Raw genomic sequence first — 15,382 nt, forward strand, 5'->3', positions numbered from 1 at the left:
CCAGCCACTGGCTCACGCTGCCCCCATGGAAGTGTGCATACCCAACCGCGCCAGCAGTGCCTGGTCGGCCTGCACGTCGGCGTTACCGGTCACCAGCAACTTATCGCCGTAGAAGATGGAGTTGGCACCTGCCAAAAAGCACAGCACCTGGGTCGATTCGTCCATTTGGCGCCGGCCGGCCGACAGACGCACCTTGGCGCGTGGCATGGTGATCCGCGCCGCCGCCACGGTGCGCACAAACTCCAGTGGGTCGAGGTCTGGCTGGTCGGCCAGCGGCGTGCCGGGCACCTTCACCAGGTGGTTGATGGGCACCGACTCCGGGTAGGGGGCGAGGTTAGCCAGCTGCGCAATCAGCCCGGCGCGGCCGGTGCGTGTTTCGCCCATCCCCACGATGCCGCCGCAACAGACGTGAATGCCGGCGTCGCGCACGTGCTGCAGCGTTTGCAGCCGGTCTTGGTAATCGCGCGTGGTGATGATGTTTCCGTACATCTCGGGTGCGGTGTCCAGGTTGTGGTTGTAGTAGTCCAACCCCGCCTCTTTGAGACGTTGCGCCTGCTCACGGCTGAGCATGCCCAGGGTGCAGCAGGCTTGCAGCCCCTCGTCCTTGACCACGCGCACCAACGCTTCGACCTTTTCGAGATCGCGGTCGTTGGGCGCGCGCCACGCTGCCCCCATGCAAAAACGCGTTGCCCCGGCCGCCTTGGCGGCCCGTACGGCTTCGAGCACCTCTTGCGGCGACATCACCTTGGTAGCCTTGACGCCCGTGTCGTAGTGCGCCGATTGCGGGCAATAGCCGCAGTCCTCGGGGCAGCCACCGGTTTTGATCGACAGCAACGTCGCCAGCTCCATGTGCGTGGGGTCGTGGTGCTGCCGGTGCACTGTCTGGGCACGGTACAACAGCTCGGGCAGAGGCAGATTCAGCAACGCAAGCACGTCTTCGACGTGCCAGCGCTGGGGCCTATCAGCTGCGGTGGCGGTGTCCGTCTCTGTCGCCTCTGACATCTCAGCCACGGTCGGTCGAAGCGTTTGCCGACAAAACACCGTTACTGGTTTTTCAATCGTTTCAGACATATGGGCAATCTCCTTCTCGGCAACAACCTTGCCTGCGTTCCGCATCCTCGGCGCACGGTCAATCTTCAATCCCGCGCTGTGCCGGGATACCGGCCTGGAAAGCGTGCTTGATCAGTTTCATCTCGGTCACGGTATCGGCCACCTCGATCAGCTCGGACGGGCAACGCCGCCCCGTCAGGCAAACGTGCACATCGCGAGGGCGCTTGCACAAGGTATGCAGTACCTCATCGAGCGACAACCAGCCGTATATCAGCGGGTAGGTAATCTCGTCCAGAACGACCAAAAAATGGTTTCCGTCGAGAATGGCCGCCTTGGCGCGCAGCCAGCCATCCCGGGCCAGTTGAGCGGATCGCTCCAGATCGCGGCTTTTCCAACTAAAGCCATCGCCCAGCCCCTCGATCGGCAAGCCAATTTGTTCGAACATGCGATGCTCTCCAAAGCGGGCTGTGGGCACCTTCATGAACTGGAAAATGCGCACCTTCCGCCCGTGCACATGGGCGCGGCCCAGCGCCCGCAACGCCAACCCGAAGGCCGCCGTGCTCTTGCCCTTGCCGTCGCCAGTATGAACGATGAGCAAACCTCGGCGTTCGCCTTCGGGCTTGTCGTAACGTTTTTCGGTAGGTGGAGACTCGAGCTGCATAAGGCAAAGCCTTTCCATTCACTGCAGCAGCGCCACCCAGCGGCCATCGACGGCCTGGATGCGCAGTCGGTGGTCGAAGACGGCCGACAACGCCTCGTGCGCCCGAGCATCGTCCACCGGCCCAGCGTACGCCACTGCACCCTCGCGCATCACCACCAGATCGTTGGCCATCAGGGCCAGAGAGACCTCATGCAGCACGCTGACGACGGTGCGTCCTTCGGTCACCAACGCCCGCACCAACGCCAACCAATCGGCCTGATGAGGCGGGTCCAGATGAGACAGCGGCTCGTCCATCAACAGCACCGGTGCCTGCACTGCCAGCAACCGTGCCAACAGCACGCGTTGCCGCTCGCCACCGGACAGCGTGCCGAACGCGCGCTCGCGCCAGTCCCACGCGTGGGTTTGACGCAACGCCGCCTCCACCGCAGCGTGATCAGCCGGGCTGGGGGCTGCCAACCACCCCTGGTGCGGCAGACGGCCCAGCATAACCACATCCCACACCCGTAAATCGTCAGCGCCTGCGTCGGCCACGCCACCCTGGGCCAGCCAGGCCAGCGAGCGCGCACGCTCACGCCAAGACCATTGCTCCAATGGCCGCCCCAGCAAAACGATCTCCCCGTGAGCCGGCGCCAGCCCTGCCAAGGCCCGCAGCAGGGTGGATTTGCCGGCACCGTTCGGGCCCACGATGGCGGTCCAGCGCCCGGCGGCAATGGCCACATCCAGCCCCGACACGGCCACCCGCCGGGCGTGAGGCGGCCCCACCGTGACAGTTAGCCCGCGCGCTTGCAGTGCCACCGGCCCCGCCGCAGCGCGGCCAACCGCGGGCGCAGCGGTTGCAGGCTGACGGGTCTGGGTACTCATGCCGCTCGCCGGTACATCAACCACAGCAAGTACCCTCCGCCCAGCACGGCGGTCAGCACACCCACCGGAATCTCCTGCGGGGCCAACAAACCACGCGCGAGCAAATCGGCCGCCAGTAGCAACACGCCGCCCATCAGGCTGGACAGCGCGAGCAGCCGCGCATAGGTGGCTTTGATGAGCGCGCGCACCATGTGCGGCGCGGCTAAACCCACGAACGCGATCAGCCCGGTCTGCGCCACCGCCGTGCCGGTGGCCAGCGCCAGCACCGCCACCAATGCGGCGCGTAACGCGGCCAGCGGCACCCCCAGGCTCTGCGCCGTGGCCTCGCCCAGCGTCAGCGCATCCAGCCCCCTGGCCAGCGCGGCCGCCGCCAGCAGGCAGACCACACCGGTCGTCATCATGATGCCCCAGGCCGACCACCCCACGTAGCCGGTAGAGCCGAGCAGGAAGGCCTGCATGGCCTGCAACACCTCCGGCACCAGCAGGGTGACCAGCGAGGTCAACGCCCCCAGCACCATGCCCACCACCACCCCGGCCAGCAGCAGCCGGTAGGTGTGCTGCACGCCACGCGCCAGGGTCAGCGTCAGCAGGACAGCGCCCACCGCGCCCACGAAGGCCGCGCCGGTCAGCCCCAGGCGCACCACCCACACCGTGGCAAACGGCGACACCCCTAACCCCACCAAAGCCAGCGCCACCGCCAGCGACGCGCCCGATGCGCTGCCCAGCAAAAACGGATCGGCCAGCGGGTTGCGGAACAGCCCCTGCGCCACCGCCCCCGCCAGCCCCAGCAAAGCGCCGGCCGCCCACGCCCCAAGCGTGCGCGGTGCGCGAATGTCCCATACGATGTGCGTCGCCACCGGATCGGCCAGCAGCGCCCATACCGGCTCCACGCCGGTGCTGCCCACCCCCAAGCCCAGCAGGGCCAGCACCGCCGCCACACCCACCAAGACCACGGCCAGCCCCCATCCCAGCCGATGCGCGGCCAGGGCCGCCGGGGCCTGCGACGACAGGGAACATGAGCCGGGCGCACTCATGGCTGGGCGTGCTTGCGCAGACAGTCGGCCAACAGGCGGGCGCCCTCGGCCAGGCGGGGCCCGGGGCGAATGATGGTGTCGGCCTGCTCGTTCGGGAACACACACAGCCGCCCCTCGCGCACGGCGCGAATGCGTCCCCAGCCAGGCCGCTCGGTCAGATCGGGAAAATTGCGCTCGCTGACCAGAATCACGTCCGGATTGGCGCGCACCACAAACTCCGGATTGAGCTTCGGAAACGGCCCCAACTCGGCAGGCACGATGTTTTGTGCCCCCAAGCGGGCCAACGTTTCCCCGATAAATGAGGACGCCCCGGCCGCGTACGGCGCGCGGTTGACCTCGAAGTACACGCGCAAGCGCCGCACTTCGGGCGGCAGCGACTGCGCCGCGGCCGACACCGCAGCGTCGATCTGGCGCCAGATCCGCTGCGCCTGCTGCGGCGGCAGGCCCAGCACCTGCGCCACCTTGCCCATGACGCGCTGCACGTCCGCATGCGTCTTGGGCTCCAGCGCCACCACTTTTACCCCCAGCGCCTCCAGCCGTTCGCTGCCGCGGCTGGACACGGCCACCAGCACCACGTCCGGGCGCAAAGCCACGATGGACTCGATGTTGGGGTCAATCCCGCCGCCCACGCGCGGCAGCGTGGCGATCGCTGCGGGCCAGTTGGAGTAACGGTCCACGCCCACCAGCCGGTGGCATTGCTGCAGCTCGCACACCGTCTCAGTCAGCGAGGGCAGAATCGACACCACCCGCTGCGGCGGCGCGGGCAGTGTCACGGTGCGGCCCCGGTCGTCGATCACCGTGATGGGCTGCGCCAGCGCCCACGCCACCCAGCCCCACGCCAGCAGCGTCAGCACGATGCGCCACAGGCACACCGGCAACAGGTGCCCAACGGTCATGCCGGCCCTCCTTTCGCCGCCAAGGGGCAACCGGCCACCATCAGCGTCACGCGCTCGCAGATCGCCGCCACCCGCTGGTTCAGCCGCCCCAGCGCATCGACGAAACCGCGCACCTCGGGTGCCAGGGGAATGACGCCCAAGCCGATTTCATTGCTCACCAGCACCACTGGGCCGGCAGTGGCGGACAGTGCCTGGACCAACGCCTCGGTGGCGGCTTCCCACGCGTTCGGGTCTGGGCGGTGATACGCTGGGGCGCGTGCAGGCCAACCCAGTTGCGTCAGCCACAGCGTCAGGCAGTCCACCACCAGCAGCGCCTGCGGCGAGCTTTGCCGCAGCAACTGCTCGGGCAGGTCAACCCCCACCTCCAGTGTCTGCAAGCCGGGCACGCGGGCCGCCCGCTCACGTTGATGGCGTTCGATGCGCGCCCGCATCTCCGCATCGCGCGCTTCGGCCGTGGCCAGCAGTAGCGCGCGCCGTCCACCGCCGGCCGCCAGCCACTGGGTGGCCAGCTGCTCGGCGCGGGCCGACTTGCCGCTCTTCTGTCCACCGACGATCAGCTCACGCACTGCGCTGTCAGCCATGGCGCACCATCCAGTCCCGCACGATGCGGTGCAGTTGCTCCAGCCCGTCGGTCAACGCCGCGGGGCCCGGCTGCAGAATGTCGGCAGATTTGATTTCAAACAGCGAACCGGTGCGGACTGCGGGCACCTCGGCCCAGCCCGGGCGCGCCGCCACCTTGTCCGGGCGAAACTTCTTGCCACACCACGAGCCAATGACGATATCCGGCGCACGCCGCACGATCTCAGTCGGGTCGGCGACGATGCGCTGCTTGCCCAGCGGCTGGGCCGCGAGTTCGGGGAAGATGTCCTCGCCGCCGGCCACGTCGATCAGCTCCGACACCCAGCGAATGGCACTGATCGGCGGCTCGTCCCATTCCTCGAAATACACGCGCGGACGCCGCCGCCCCTGCGCCAGCAGCGCCGCCACCTCGGCGTGAATCGCGTCGCGCCGCGCTCGCATCGCCGCCAGACGCGCCGCACCCTCCTCCGCACAACCCACCATCGCCGCCACCTGATACAGCATGGACTCGATCTGCGCCACGCTGCGCTGGTTGAACACCGTCACCTGAACGCCGGCGCGGATGAGCGCTGCGGCAATGTCGGCCTGCAGATCAGAAAAGCCGAACACGCAGTCCGGATCCAGCGCCAGGATCTTGTCGATCTTGGCGTTCAAAAAGGCGCTGACCTTGGGCTTTTCCTCCCGCGCCCGACGCGGGCGCACCGTGTAGCCGCTGATGCCCACGATGCGCCATTCCTGCCCCAGCAGATACAGCCACTCGGTGGTTTCCTCCGTCAGACAAACGATGTGCTGGGGGCCCCAGCGCATTTCGCTGGGAGAGTGAGCGCCAACCAAAGCCAGGCCCTCAGCCGCACTCATTGACCGACCTCCGCACCGAACAGCGCAGCCGTCGCTCGGGGCGACGATGCGAACCATGCATGGAAGTAGCTCGCCTGGATACTGCCGTGCCGGTACACCGCCTCCGTCCGACCATGGGCGCGGGCTGGCATGGTGTGGGCCACCGCCGTCAATGCGGTCTGCAATGTCGAGTAGTGAAACGTGTGCCCCCGCAGCTCGCCATGGGGCGTTCGCCACGCTTGCGGCCCCAGGGCCCCCAAGCGACTGTGCATCGACACTTCGCCCGGCAGCAGCCCCCACAGCGGCATGCGTACGCCGTCGACAAGCGTGATGCCGGCGCACAGCGCCAGCATACCACCACACTCGGCCCACACCGGTCGGCCCGCCCCGACGTGCGCGGCCAAGGTTTCGCGAGTACGCGTGGCCGCAGCCAGCGCGGCTGCATGCAACTCCGGATAGCCGCCCGGCAACCATACCGCATCGCACGGCGGCAGCGGCTCGTCGGCCAACGGCGAGAAAAACACCACCTCAGCCCCCAGCTCACGCAGCATCTGCACATTGGCCGGATAGATGAACGCAAAGGCCGCATCACGTGCCACTGCGACGGTGCGCCCGTACAAGAACTGAGGCGTAGGCTCGTTTGCCGAGGGCTCTGACGCAAATTCTGCTACCCAGCGTTGCCAACCTGCCTCGTCCATCAGACCCAACGGGGTGAACGCCAGCGCATCGGCCACCGCATCCAAACGGGCCAAGGCATCGGGCAATTCGGCAGCCACCGTCAGGCCCAGATGGCGCTCAGGCAGCACGAACGCCGCCTGCCGCGGCAACGCTCCCAACCACCCCACAGCTGTCTCACCGTCGGGGGCGGCCTCCACAGCGGCCCGCACCATCGCCGCGTGCCCATCGCTGGCCACCCGGTTGGCCAGCACACCTGCCCAGGGAAGCCGCGGGCGGTAGTGACGCAGACCATAGGCCAGCGCACCTACCGTCCCCACCATGGCACTGGCATCCACCACCGCCAGCACCGGAATGCGCCAGCGCATGGCCAGATCTGCCGCACTGGGTTCGCCATCGAACAGCCCCATTACCCCTTCGATCAGGATCGCGTCGTTCTCGCTGGCGGCAGCGTGCAGCCGCGCAGCCACATCCCGCTCGCCGTTGAGCCACAGATCAAGGTTGTCCACCGGCTGCCCACTGGCCAGCGCCAGCCAGTGCGGGTCCAGAAAATCCGGCCCGCACTTGAACACCCGCACCCGCCAGCCGCGCCGCGTCAACAGGCGCGCCAGCGCGGCCGTCACGGTCGTCTTACCCTGCCCCGAGGCCGGGGCAGCAATGAGTAGCGTGGGACAGCGGGCGGGCACGTTCGGCATCGGGTCAGTCGTTCCAGTTCAGCGAGACGAACAGATTGCGCCCAGGTGTGGTGAACCCATTGGCCAGCGAGTAGGTCTTGTCCGTCAGGTTGTTCAGCCGCGCCTGCAAGCTCAGGTTCGGACGAATGTGATAGGTAGCCCCCACATTCAACACCCCATAGCCAGGCAGCCTCACCCGTCCCGGCCATAAGGTATCCTCACGGTCGCTCGACAAGCGCAGTTCGGCGAAAGACTGCCAGGGCCCCTGCCGGTGGCTGACCTGGGTACGCAACACGTGGCGGGCCACCCGCACCACACGGTCGTTGCTGGGCTTGAGGCGCGGATCGGCATAGTCATAGGATACCGACAGCGCCGTCGCATCCCAGGACTGATCCCACGTCAGCGTCACGCCCTCTAGCACGGCCAAGTTGGACTGCACATTGGTCGAAGGGGTGATGAAGCCTTCGACCCGGTTGCGGTACAGCACGGCGCTGGCCCGGGTGGGTCCCTGCTGATAGCGCAAGCCCACTTCATGTGCCCGGCCTTTCTGAGGCGTCAGTTCGGGGTTGCCAAAGCCAGGGAAATACAACTGGTTGAAGCTGGGCGCCTGAAAGGTCGTGCCCATGCTGCCCACCAGCCGCAGCGACGGGCTGAGCTTGTAACCAGCCGACAGCGCCCAGGTATTGAAGCTGCCGAACTGGGAGTTGCGGTCATGTCGCACGGTAGCCAGTCCATCCCAATCTTGCCCTCTCATCGCATACGAGGCCGCCAGCCCCCGCACAGTGCGTGCCGAAACCGTGTAAAGGGTCGTGCTGTCCACCTCGTCCTCACGCTGCTCGGCGATCAGGCTCAGCGTGTCGCGCCCCCAACGGATGTCGTTTTGCCAGACGAGTTGGGTGCGGGTGGTGTTGAAACGGCTCGCGCCGGCGGGCGCTCCGTCAGCGATGCGCCAGTAGCGGTTGACCGAGACGTCCCGAGAGCGACCGTACGTCAAGGTCGATGTCCAGTCGGCGGTCCAGTCGGCCGTCCATTTCAGCACCTGCTGCTGCAGGCGAGGATGCGCCACGGCCCGGGCGGTGGCAGCATTCAGACCCAGGGGATTGGGTGATGGCGCACCATCGAAATCGTACTCACCGTCGCTGAACAGCACCTGGGCAGACACCGCATGCTGGGCATTGACCCGGTAGCGCAGGCTGGCGTCGAGGCTAGAGAATTTGAACCCGTCCGTATCGGGGTTGAAGCCGGAAGCGCCAGGCAGCTTGACGTTGATGCCCTTGGCCCGCTCATGGGTGGCCCCCAGGCTGTAGCCCCAGTCGCCGGTCTGCCCTTGCAACGAGGCTCCCAGCTTACGCTGCCCATCCGTCCCCGCTCCCACGGAAGCCGAACGCCTCAGTCCTTCCTGGGGCTCGCGGGTGAATACCTGAATCACGCCACCGACTGCATCGGGACCGTACAGCGCCGCAGCCGCGCCGCGCAGTACCTCGACGCGCTCGATCCGATCCAGCGGCAAGTTTTCCAGGGAGTAGCCCCCGGACGTCGCAGAGCCCACGCGCACCCCGTTGATCAGCAGAATGGTCTGGGAGGAGGTAGCCCCACGCAGAAACACCCCCGAATTGGAGCGGTAACTCCCATTGGAGGACACCTGCACGCCAGGCAGATTCGCCAGCACATCGATGAGCGACTGCATCCCGGCCTGTTCGAGTTGCGCTCGGTCGATGATCGACACATCGGCCAGCAGATCCGTCAGCGGCGTAGCCACCCGCGTCGCCGTCACCACCACTTCATCCATCTGCGTCACCTGAGCCGACGCAGACGCGTTAAACCCGCCGCACAAAGCCAACACGGCCGCAGGCACGCACGCCACACGGGCGCGATTCATTCCGTCGCACATGATAGAAACACGTTGCTGGTTACCCTCACTGCCTTCCCCGACAGTGACTGGGCACTACGGCCTCACGCACAGCGCGAGACCACCCCGTTGGCCGGTATCCGGGCTGATGGAAGCGACCTTCGCCGCCTTCCCAAAGGCTGAATGCCTTCAGTGGCGAGGTGGGCGAAAGCGGGGCGACCCGAGGGCCGCCCGTCCACTTACCGTTGCGGGGGCAGCGCTGGTTAGGCCGAGTGCGCGCGGCACCCAGCCCCCCAGCTTCCCGTTTAACTGCGATGCACAGAACGTACGCCGCGAGCACCAACGCCATGTCATTGTAATGAGGCCGCCTGCTGCGCCCGCACGATCGCTACCCCCGACCGCCCAGCCACTGGGCCGTGATCGCCCGCGGTGCGTGGCGGGCGTCCCATCACTCCAAGCCGCGTCGTCAGCCAGGCACGACGACCCGTTACGCACGGCTCACCAGGGCCTACAATCGGCCATCCATGACGCCGGCAATCATCGAACAACTGGCCCAGCGAGTCGAGCGGCTGCTGCTGCGGCACGAAGAGTTGCTGCGCACCCAGGCGCTGCTGCAAGCCGAGGTGGCGCGCCTGAGGCGGGAACGCGACCAGCTGCTGGCCCAATGTCAGCAGGCACGCCAGCGGCTCGACGCCCTCATCGAACGCCTGGACACCGCCGCGGAGGACGCCCCATGAACAAGCCCGCGATCAAACAGGTCGAGGTGCAAATCATGAGCCAGACCTACCTGCTGGCCTGCCCGGTGGACGGCGAGGAGGCGTTGCGCGAGGCGGCGGCCAAAGTGGACGCCGCGATGTGCCGCATCCGTGACGCCGGCAAGGTCAAGGCACGCGATCGCATCGCGGTGCTGGCCGCGCTCAACGTGGCCTTCGAGGCCTCCCAACGCGACCCGGCGTTGGTCTTTCGCAACTCTTCCTTTGGCACCCCCGACGGCAGCGACGGCGTTGCGGCGGACGGTACGGGGGCCGGGCTGCCCGCCGCCGCCGAGGACAAACTGCGCACCTTGATTGCCCGCATCGACGCGGCGCTGGCCGCCGATGACCGTTTGCTTTGACGCCCGATGGGAGGGTGCACCGAGGCATCGGCCGAGGTTGACCGGCCAGGTGCGCAGCGGCAGCGCGCGCGGCGGCAACGTCAGCCGCGCCTCGACACACCGATCGCACAGTCGAGTCGCCGCGAATTTTCGGGCGTACAATGAAGCCGTCTGCCAATCGTCGGGCTTTATATTCCTTGAACCAATGCTCATAGAGCTCGGGCTTGGTACATCGCGCAGTGGGCGTGATCGTCTCGCGTCAGACGAACCCGAAGCTGTGCTGCCCTCGCCCACCTGAACCCCCGCGTTCAGGATGCCGGCTCGGCGGCTTGGCAGACACCCTCATCACACTTCGACGCCGCCCCTCGACATCGTGCGTTTTGCTTTCGGCGTCGGGCGTTGCACGCGCTGTCGAGGCGGCGTCCGTGGCGCTGCCTCGACCGCACGCCCAGGCCTTGCTGCCGATGTTGGGTCGGCGTGGCGTGGTTGACAGCCCGGCCTGCACCGACAGCGACCGCGCCGTGTGTTGCGCCACGTCCGCTCGCTGGCATCGTTCCATCATGCTCGATCCCCTGCTGTTCATCGAATTGGCCGGCATCGGCCTCATCACCGGCTTCTTGGCTGGGTTGCTCGGCATCGGCGGCGGCATGATGCTGGTGCCCGTCATCACCTTCGTGCTCGACGCCCGCGGCGTCGTCCCCGACCTCGCCGTCAAGATGGCCATTGCCACCTCGATGGCGACGATCGTCTTTACCTCGATCGCCAGCGTGCGTGCGCACCACCGCCGCGGCGGCGTGCGCTGGGATTTGGTGGCGCGCCTGACCCCTGGCATCGTCCTGGGAGCCGCGCTGGCCAGTGCGGGGGTGTTTCGGATTTTGCAAGGCCGCTGGCTGGCGCTGCTGTTCGGCGCGTTCATCGGGTTCACCGCTTTGCAGATGCTGCGCGCGCGGCCAGTGGCGCCGACGCGCACCCTGCCCGGCACCGCCGGGCTGGTCGGCGCCGGCAGCGTCATCGGGTTCGCGTCCGGGCTGGTTGGGGCGGGCGGCGGCTTTCTGAGTGTGCCGTTCATGACGTGGTGCAACGTGGCGATGCACCAGGCAGTGGCCACCAGCGCCGCACTGGGTTTTCCGATCGCGCTGGCCAATGTGGTCGGCTACATCTGGGCCGGCGCCGACGTGGCGGGCCGCCCCGCCGGCTCGCTGGGCTATGTCTATCTACCGGCTTTGGTGGCGGTAGCCAGCACCAGCGTACTAGCCGCGCCGCTGGGCGTGCGCGCCGCGCACGCGCTGCCCGTGCCCACCCTCAAGCGCGTATTCGCCGTGGCCTTGCTCTGGGTGGCCGCGGCGATGATTTACCGGGCATGGAGCGGCTGAGCCGCCACCAGGACGCCGTCGGCGTCGGCGTATAACCAATCGCCCGGGCGCACCCACACTCCCTGAATCTGCACGCTGACGTCACGCTGCCCTTGGCCGCGTTTTTCGGTCGGCAGCGGCATGGCCGCCAGCGCCAAAATGCCCACCTCGGCGGCCGCCAACTCGGCCACGTCGCGCACACAGCCATCGACCACGATACCGACCCAGCCGTTGCGTGCGGCGGCCGCAGCCAAATTACCGCCGACGAGCGCGCGGCGCAACGAGGCACCACCGTCGACCACCAGCACCCGTCCCTGGCCGGGCTCATCCAGCGCCGCCTTGACGAGCGTATTGTCCTCGTGACACTTGACCGTGCTCACCGGACCGGCAAAGTACGTGCGCCCGCCGAACGAACGCCACACCGGCGGCAACACGCGCACCGCACCGCTGTCGTCGCCCTTGTGGGCGTCACACAAATCGCAGGTCGAAAAAGCCAAGTTCATGTCATGTGGGCTCCAAAGGTCGTACACGCCCCGGGTTAGGCACCACGGCAGCCACCCCAACCCGGCCTTCGCACAACCGAGCAAGGGGTCACGCCCGGTCGCGCGCTCCCGACTGGGCACCGATGATAGATGATGCGCACCCACCACCCCTTGCCATGCCGCCGACGCCGGCCCGTGCGCCAAACGCGGCCACTGTCGGCCGCGCGCAACGCTGCCGAGCCCACGGGACCGGGAAAACCCGCGCTCTGCCCCAAACCCCCTGCGGCCATCTGGAAAAAGCCGCGCTTTGGGGTTACGATGCTGCCCAACCATGCGAGCGCACGGCGCTCCGTGGCGAGCTTGCAACCAACCAAAGGACGATTCCATGGCCACTGCAAAAAAAGCTGCCACTGCCAAAGCCGCGCCTGCGGCCAAGACGACCAAGTCTGCTGCCCCGGCCGCTGCGGCGCCCAAACGTACCCCGAACGCGGCCTTCATGAAGCCGATGACGCCCAGCGCCGAACTGGCCGCCATCGTCGGCGCCAAGCCGCTGCCGCGCACCGAGGTGACGAAAAAGGTGTGGGAGTACATCAAAAAGAACAAACTGCAGGACGCCACCAACAAGCGCATGATCAACGCCGACGCCAAGCTCAAAGCCGTGTTGAAAAAGCCCCAGGTGTCGATGTTCGAGATGACCAAGATCATCAGCGCCCACCTGTCGTGATGAGCGCAGCCGAGGCGGGCAGAGGCGCCGAGCCCGCCATCGTCTAGATGGCGCCGCGGTTGCCGTTCACCCCGATGGGACACTGCTCAGCCAGCCCATCGGCGTCAGCCACTCAAGCGCCGCTGTCGCACCCCGCCTTGGACGGCGGGGTGTTTTTTTGGCGGTCCACAGACACAAAAAACCCCGCCGCAGCGGGGTTTGAATCAACGCGTCGGGCTGGATCAGCGGATGACCGCGATTTCGGACCGCTGGCCACCCTTGTAGGTATACAGCGTCAGCGCACCGTTCTTGATGTCGCCCTTTTCGTCGAACTCGATCAGACCGGTGACACCCTTGTAGCTGATCGCCTTGAGCGCCGGTAGGTACTTGGCCGGATCGGGCGAATTGGCGTTTTGCATCGCCTTGACCATCACGTGCACGGCATCGTACACATACGGTGCATAGACCTGCACATCGGTACCGAACTTCGCCTTGAAGTCGGCGCGGAACTTCTCCATCGCCGCCTTTTGTTCGCCTTCGACACCGCCGGCCTCGGCGCAGTAGACCTGCTCGTCGGCCATACCGTCGCCAGCCAGCTTGGGCAATTCGCTGGTGCAAATGCCGTCCCCGCCCATGAACTTGGCGTTGATGCCCAGTTGCTTCATCTGCTTGAGCATCGGCCCGGCCACCGCGTCCATACCACCAAAGAACACCACATCGGGCTTCTTGGCTTTGATCTTGGTGAGAATCGCATTGAAATCGGTGGCTTTGTCGTTGGTGAACTCACGATCGACGACTTCGCCACCGGCGGCCTTGACACCCTTCTCGAACTCGTCGGCCACGCCTTGGCCATAGGCGGTGCGGTCGTCGATCACCGCCACCTTTTTGGCGCCCAGCTTCTCGACCGCGTATTTGCCCAGCGTGCCACCCAGGTGCGTGTCGTCGGCCACGACGCGGAACACATTATTGAAGCCCTGACGGGTGTATTTCGGGTTCGTGGCCGAGGGCGAAATCTGCGGAATACCGGCAGCGTTGTACAACTGCGAGGCCGGAATGGTGGTGCCCGAGTTGAGGTGCCCGATCACACCGTGCACCTTGGCGTCGACCAGCTTCTGCGCCGCGGCGGTGCCCTGCTTCGGGTCGGCCGCATCGTCTTCGGCCAGCAGCTCGAACTTCACCGGCTTGCCTTCGAGCTGGATGCCGGCGGCATTGAGCTCCTCGATGGCCATGCGGGCGCCGTTTTCATTGTCCTTGCCCAAGTGCGCGATCGGGCCGCTGGTGGGGCCAACGTGGCCGATCTTGACCACCAGGGTCTCGACCGCCGGCCCCTGCGTGGTGGCTGCTGGTTGTGTTTCTTCTTTCTTGCCGCAGGCCGCCACGGCGAGAGCGGCGGCCGCCACGATGGCGAGTTTGAGGTGCATGTGCATGATGACCCTTCGTCTGGAATGAACGTTACGATGGTTTGCGCAACACGGATTTTTCGCGCAGGGCTTTACGATACACGAAAAAAATGTCCCTTTACGGAACCCTGACGGCGTTTTCCGATCGACCTAGGGTTGTCCCTAATCGATACGGATCACGGCCCGATGAAACGGTGCCCGCAGCCGGATCGATCAGAGGCCGCACCCCGATGCGCCCGCCGATGTCTCGCACACACGCCAGTCACGGCACCCGTGGCGGATCTCGGGTCGGTGCGTCGGCGCCGTTGTGCGCCAACACGGCCTGAATGTCGCGCGCCAGTGCGTCGCGCAAGGTATCGCTGAGGTCGGCCGCCAAGGCAGCGCGCTGGCGCAACCACCAAGCGTCCAGCACGGCCGCCACGCGCGGCTCCAAGGTGGTGAGCAAGGCATCCAGCACCTGCTCGACCCGGTCCGGGGGCACCGACCCATCGCTCGGGTCGTCGACCCCAGCGCTGGCAGACACGACGCGCGGCGAGGACGCGGCAGGGCCGACGGTGTGCCGGCCCGACCACACGGCCGCGGGTTGGGCGGTCGTATCGGCCCCGGACCCCGAGGAGGCCGCCTGAGCCCCACTGGCGTGCGCAGTCGCCGAACTCGCTGGGGCGCGCGACGGCGTCGCCACTGTAGACGGCTCGGGACCCGCCTGCACCACGTCGGTCAGCGTGGGCACGACCGCAGGGGGGACGCGCCCCGTTGGACTCATGTCCCTCCTCCCTCGACCGCCGCGCGCGCGGCCCGGTCGTGGGCCACGGGCTGCAGACCCATGCCCTGAAAGCGCCGCCAGCGCTGCCGCGCCGCCTGTTTGTCGGCTTCATCGGTGGTTACGACATCGATGACACGCGCAAATGGTGGCGCGGCCGCATCCAACACGGGCAGCCACTCCGGCTGGGCATTGACCAACACTTGGCGCGGCCCCACCACCGCATCCTGGGCGGTGGCGATGACGATGGGCGAATGCCGCACCAACAGCTCAGGCCCGCCGCCCACGCGCACATGCGGCACGAAATCGTCGGCCAGCACCGTCCACAGCGCCTCATCCAAAGGTGAGGCTTCGTCTGGCGAGACCACTACCCAAACGCGCGCGCGGGCGGCGTAGGCCTTGGCCAGCAACCGGCACAGATACCGGCTGCGCGCCGGCCAGGCCGCAGGCACATTGAGATGGAACGCCACCTGCAT

General features: G+C 67.0%; 17 protein-coding genes and 1 riboswitch. Of the genes, 4 read left to right on the top strand and 13 right to left on the bottom strand.

Annotation, left to right across the window (positions count from 1 at the left end; translation table 11 throughout):
- Positions 1–12: 12 nt before the first annotated feature.
- The 9 genes from bioB to Tchar_RS00605 form a co-directional block, all read right to left on the bottom strand.
- On the bottom strand, positions 13–1,002 hold the full coding sequence (bioB, locus tag Tchar_RS00565) for a biotin synthase BioB (RefSeq protein ID WP_144327196.1): 990 nt from the start codon (positions 1,000–1,002) through the stop codon (positions 13–15).
- A gap of 127 nt (positions 1,003–1,129) precedes the next feature.
- Positions 1,130–1,711, bottom strand: a complete 582-nt coding sequence (gene cobO / locus Tchar_RS00570) for a cob(I)yrinic acid a,c-diamide adenosyltransferase (RefSeq protein WP_144327151.1) — start codon at positions 1,709–1,711, stop codon at positions 1,130–1,132.
- Between the two features lie 18 nt (positions 1,712–1,729).
- The gene (locus Tchar_RS00575) at positions 1,730–2,572 is read right to left on the bottom strand and encodes an ABC transporter ATP-binding protein (RefSeq protein WP_144327152.1); all 843 of its coding nucleotides are present in this window, start codon (positions 2,570–2,572) and stop codon (positions 1,730–1,732) included.
- Entirely contained in the window at positions 2,569–3,606 is a 1,038-nt protein-coding gene (locus Tchar_RS00580; protein ID WP_144327153.1) for a FecCD family ABC transporter permease, read from the bottom strand. The genes Tchar_RS00575 and Tchar_RS00580 overlap by 4 nt, the downstream gene beginning before the upstream one ends.
- Positions 3,603–4,502: an ABC transporter substrate-binding protein gene (locus tag Tchar_RS00585; RefSeq protein ID WP_144327154.1), complete on the bottom strand. Its 900-nt coding sequence runs from the start codon at positions 4,500–4,502 to the stop codon at positions 3,603–3,605. Before Tchar_RS00585 ends, Tchar_RS00580 begins: the two co-directional genes overlap by 4 nt.
- Complete coding sequence (locus Tchar_RS00590) at positions 4,499–5,083, bottom strand: bifunctional adenosylcobinamide kinase/adenosylcobinamide-phosphate guanylyltransferase (protein WP_144327155.1); 585 nt, start codon at positions 5,081–5,083, stop codon at positions 4,499–4,501. The genes Tchar_RS00585 and Tchar_RS00590 overlap by 4 nt, the downstream gene beginning before the upstream one ends.
- Complete coding sequence (locus tag Tchar_RS00595) at positions 5,076–5,888, bottom strand: ABC transporter substrate-binding protein (protein ID WP_144327156.1); 813 nt, start codon at positions 5,886–5,888, stop codon at positions 5,076–5,078. The genes Tchar_RS00590 and Tchar_RS00595 overlap by 8 nt, the downstream gene beginning before the upstream one ends.
- A gap of 47 nt (positions 5,889–5,935) precedes the next feature.
- Positions 5,936–7,288: a cobyrinate a,c-diamide synthase gene (locus tag Tchar_RS00600; RefSeq protein ID WP_144327157.1), complete on the bottom strand. Its 1,353-nt coding sequence runs from the start codon at positions 7,286–7,288 to the stop codon at positions 5,936–5,938.
- Between the two features lie 4 nt (positions 7,289–7,292).
- Positions 7,293–9,056 (bottom strand): TonB-dependent receptor plug domain-containing protein, encoded by a 1,764-nt coding sequence (locus Tchar_RS00605; protein ID WP_161595422.1) that lies wholly within the window; start codon positions 9,054–9,056, stop codon positions 7,293–7,295.
- A 174-nt stretch (positions 9,057–9,230) separates the two neighbouring features.
- Positions 9,231–9,475: riboswitch (cobalamin riboswitch) on the bottom strand.
- A gap of 165 nt (positions 9,476–9,640) precedes the next feature.
- Between Tchar_RS00605 and Tchar_RS00610 the strand changes: the two genes are divergently transcribed.
- The 3 genes from Tchar_RS00610 to Tchar_RS00620 all read left to right on the top strand — a co-directional run bounded on the left by Tchar_RS00610 (position 9,641) and on the right by Tchar_RS00620 (position 11,582).
- Positions 9,641–9,853, top strand: coding sequence for a DUF904 domain-containing protein (locus tag Tchar_RS00610; RefSeq protein WP_144327159.1), 213 nt, complete (start codon positions 9,641–9,643; stop codon positions 9,851–9,853).
- An 11-nt stretch (positions 9,854–9,864) separates the two neighbouring features.
- Positions 9,865–10,230, top strand: a complete 366-nt coding sequence (locus Tchar_RS00615) for a cell division protein ZapA (RefSeq protein WP_144327197.1) — start codon at positions 9,865–9,867, stop codon at positions 10,228–10,230.
- Between the two features lie 539 nt (positions 10,231–10,769).
- Complete coding sequence (locus Tchar_RS00620) at positions 10,770–11,582, top strand: sulfite exporter TauE/SafE family protein (RefSeq protein ID WP_144327160.1); 813 nt, start codon at positions 10,770–10,772, stop codon at positions 11,580–11,582.
- Here the strand turns inward: Tchar_RS00620 and rraA are convergent.
- Positions 11,561–12,064, bottom strand: a complete 504-nt coding sequence (gene rraA, locus Tchar_RS00625) for a ribonuclease E activity regulator RraA (protein ID WP_144327161.1) — start codon at positions 12,062–12,064, stop codon at positions 11,561–11,563. The two genes, Tchar_RS00620 and rraA, sit on opposite strands and share 22 nt — an antisense overlap.
- A gap of 310 nt (positions 12,065–12,374) precedes the next feature.
- On the opposite strand from rraA, the gene Tchar_RS00630 reads away from it, so the two are divergent.
- Complete coding sequence (locus Tchar_RS00630; RefSeq protein WP_408033517.1) at positions 12,375–12,767, top strand: SWIB/MDM2 domain-containing protein; 393 nt, start codon at positions 12,375–12,377, stop codon at positions 12,765–12,767.
- A 221-nt stretch (positions 12,768–12,988) separates the two neighbouring features.
- On the opposite strand, the gene Tchar_RS00635 is transcribed toward Tchar_RS00630, so the two are convergent.
- From Tchar_RS00635 to Tchar_RS00645, 3 genes are all read right to left on the bottom strand, one after another.
- Complete coding sequence (locus Tchar_RS00635) at positions 12,989–14,167, bottom strand: branched-chain amino acid ABC transporter substrate-binding protein (protein ID WP_144327198.1); 1,179 nt, start codon at positions 14,165–14,167, stop codon at positions 12,989–12,991.
- Positions 14,168–14,408: 241 nt separating this feature from the next.
- Entirely contained in the window at positions 14,409–14,909 is a 501-nt protein-coding gene (locus Tchar_RS00640; protein ID WP_144327163.1) for a hypothetical protein, read from the bottom strand.
- The gene (locus Tchar_RS00645; protein WP_144327164.1) at positions 14,906–15,382 is read right to left on the bottom strand and encodes a DNA polymerase III subunit chi; all 477 of its coding nucleotides are present in this window, start codon (positions 15,380–15,382) and stop codon (positions 14,906–14,908) included. The genes Tchar_RS00640 and Tchar_RS00645 overlap by 4 nt, the downstream gene beginning before the upstream one ends.

It is taken from the genome of Tepidimonas charontis (assembly GCF_007556685.1).
In the GTDB taxonomy this organism is placed as follows: domain Bacteria; phylum Pseudomonadota; class Gammaproteobacteria; order Burkholderiales; family Burkholderiaceae_C; genus Tepidimonas; species Tepidimonas charontis.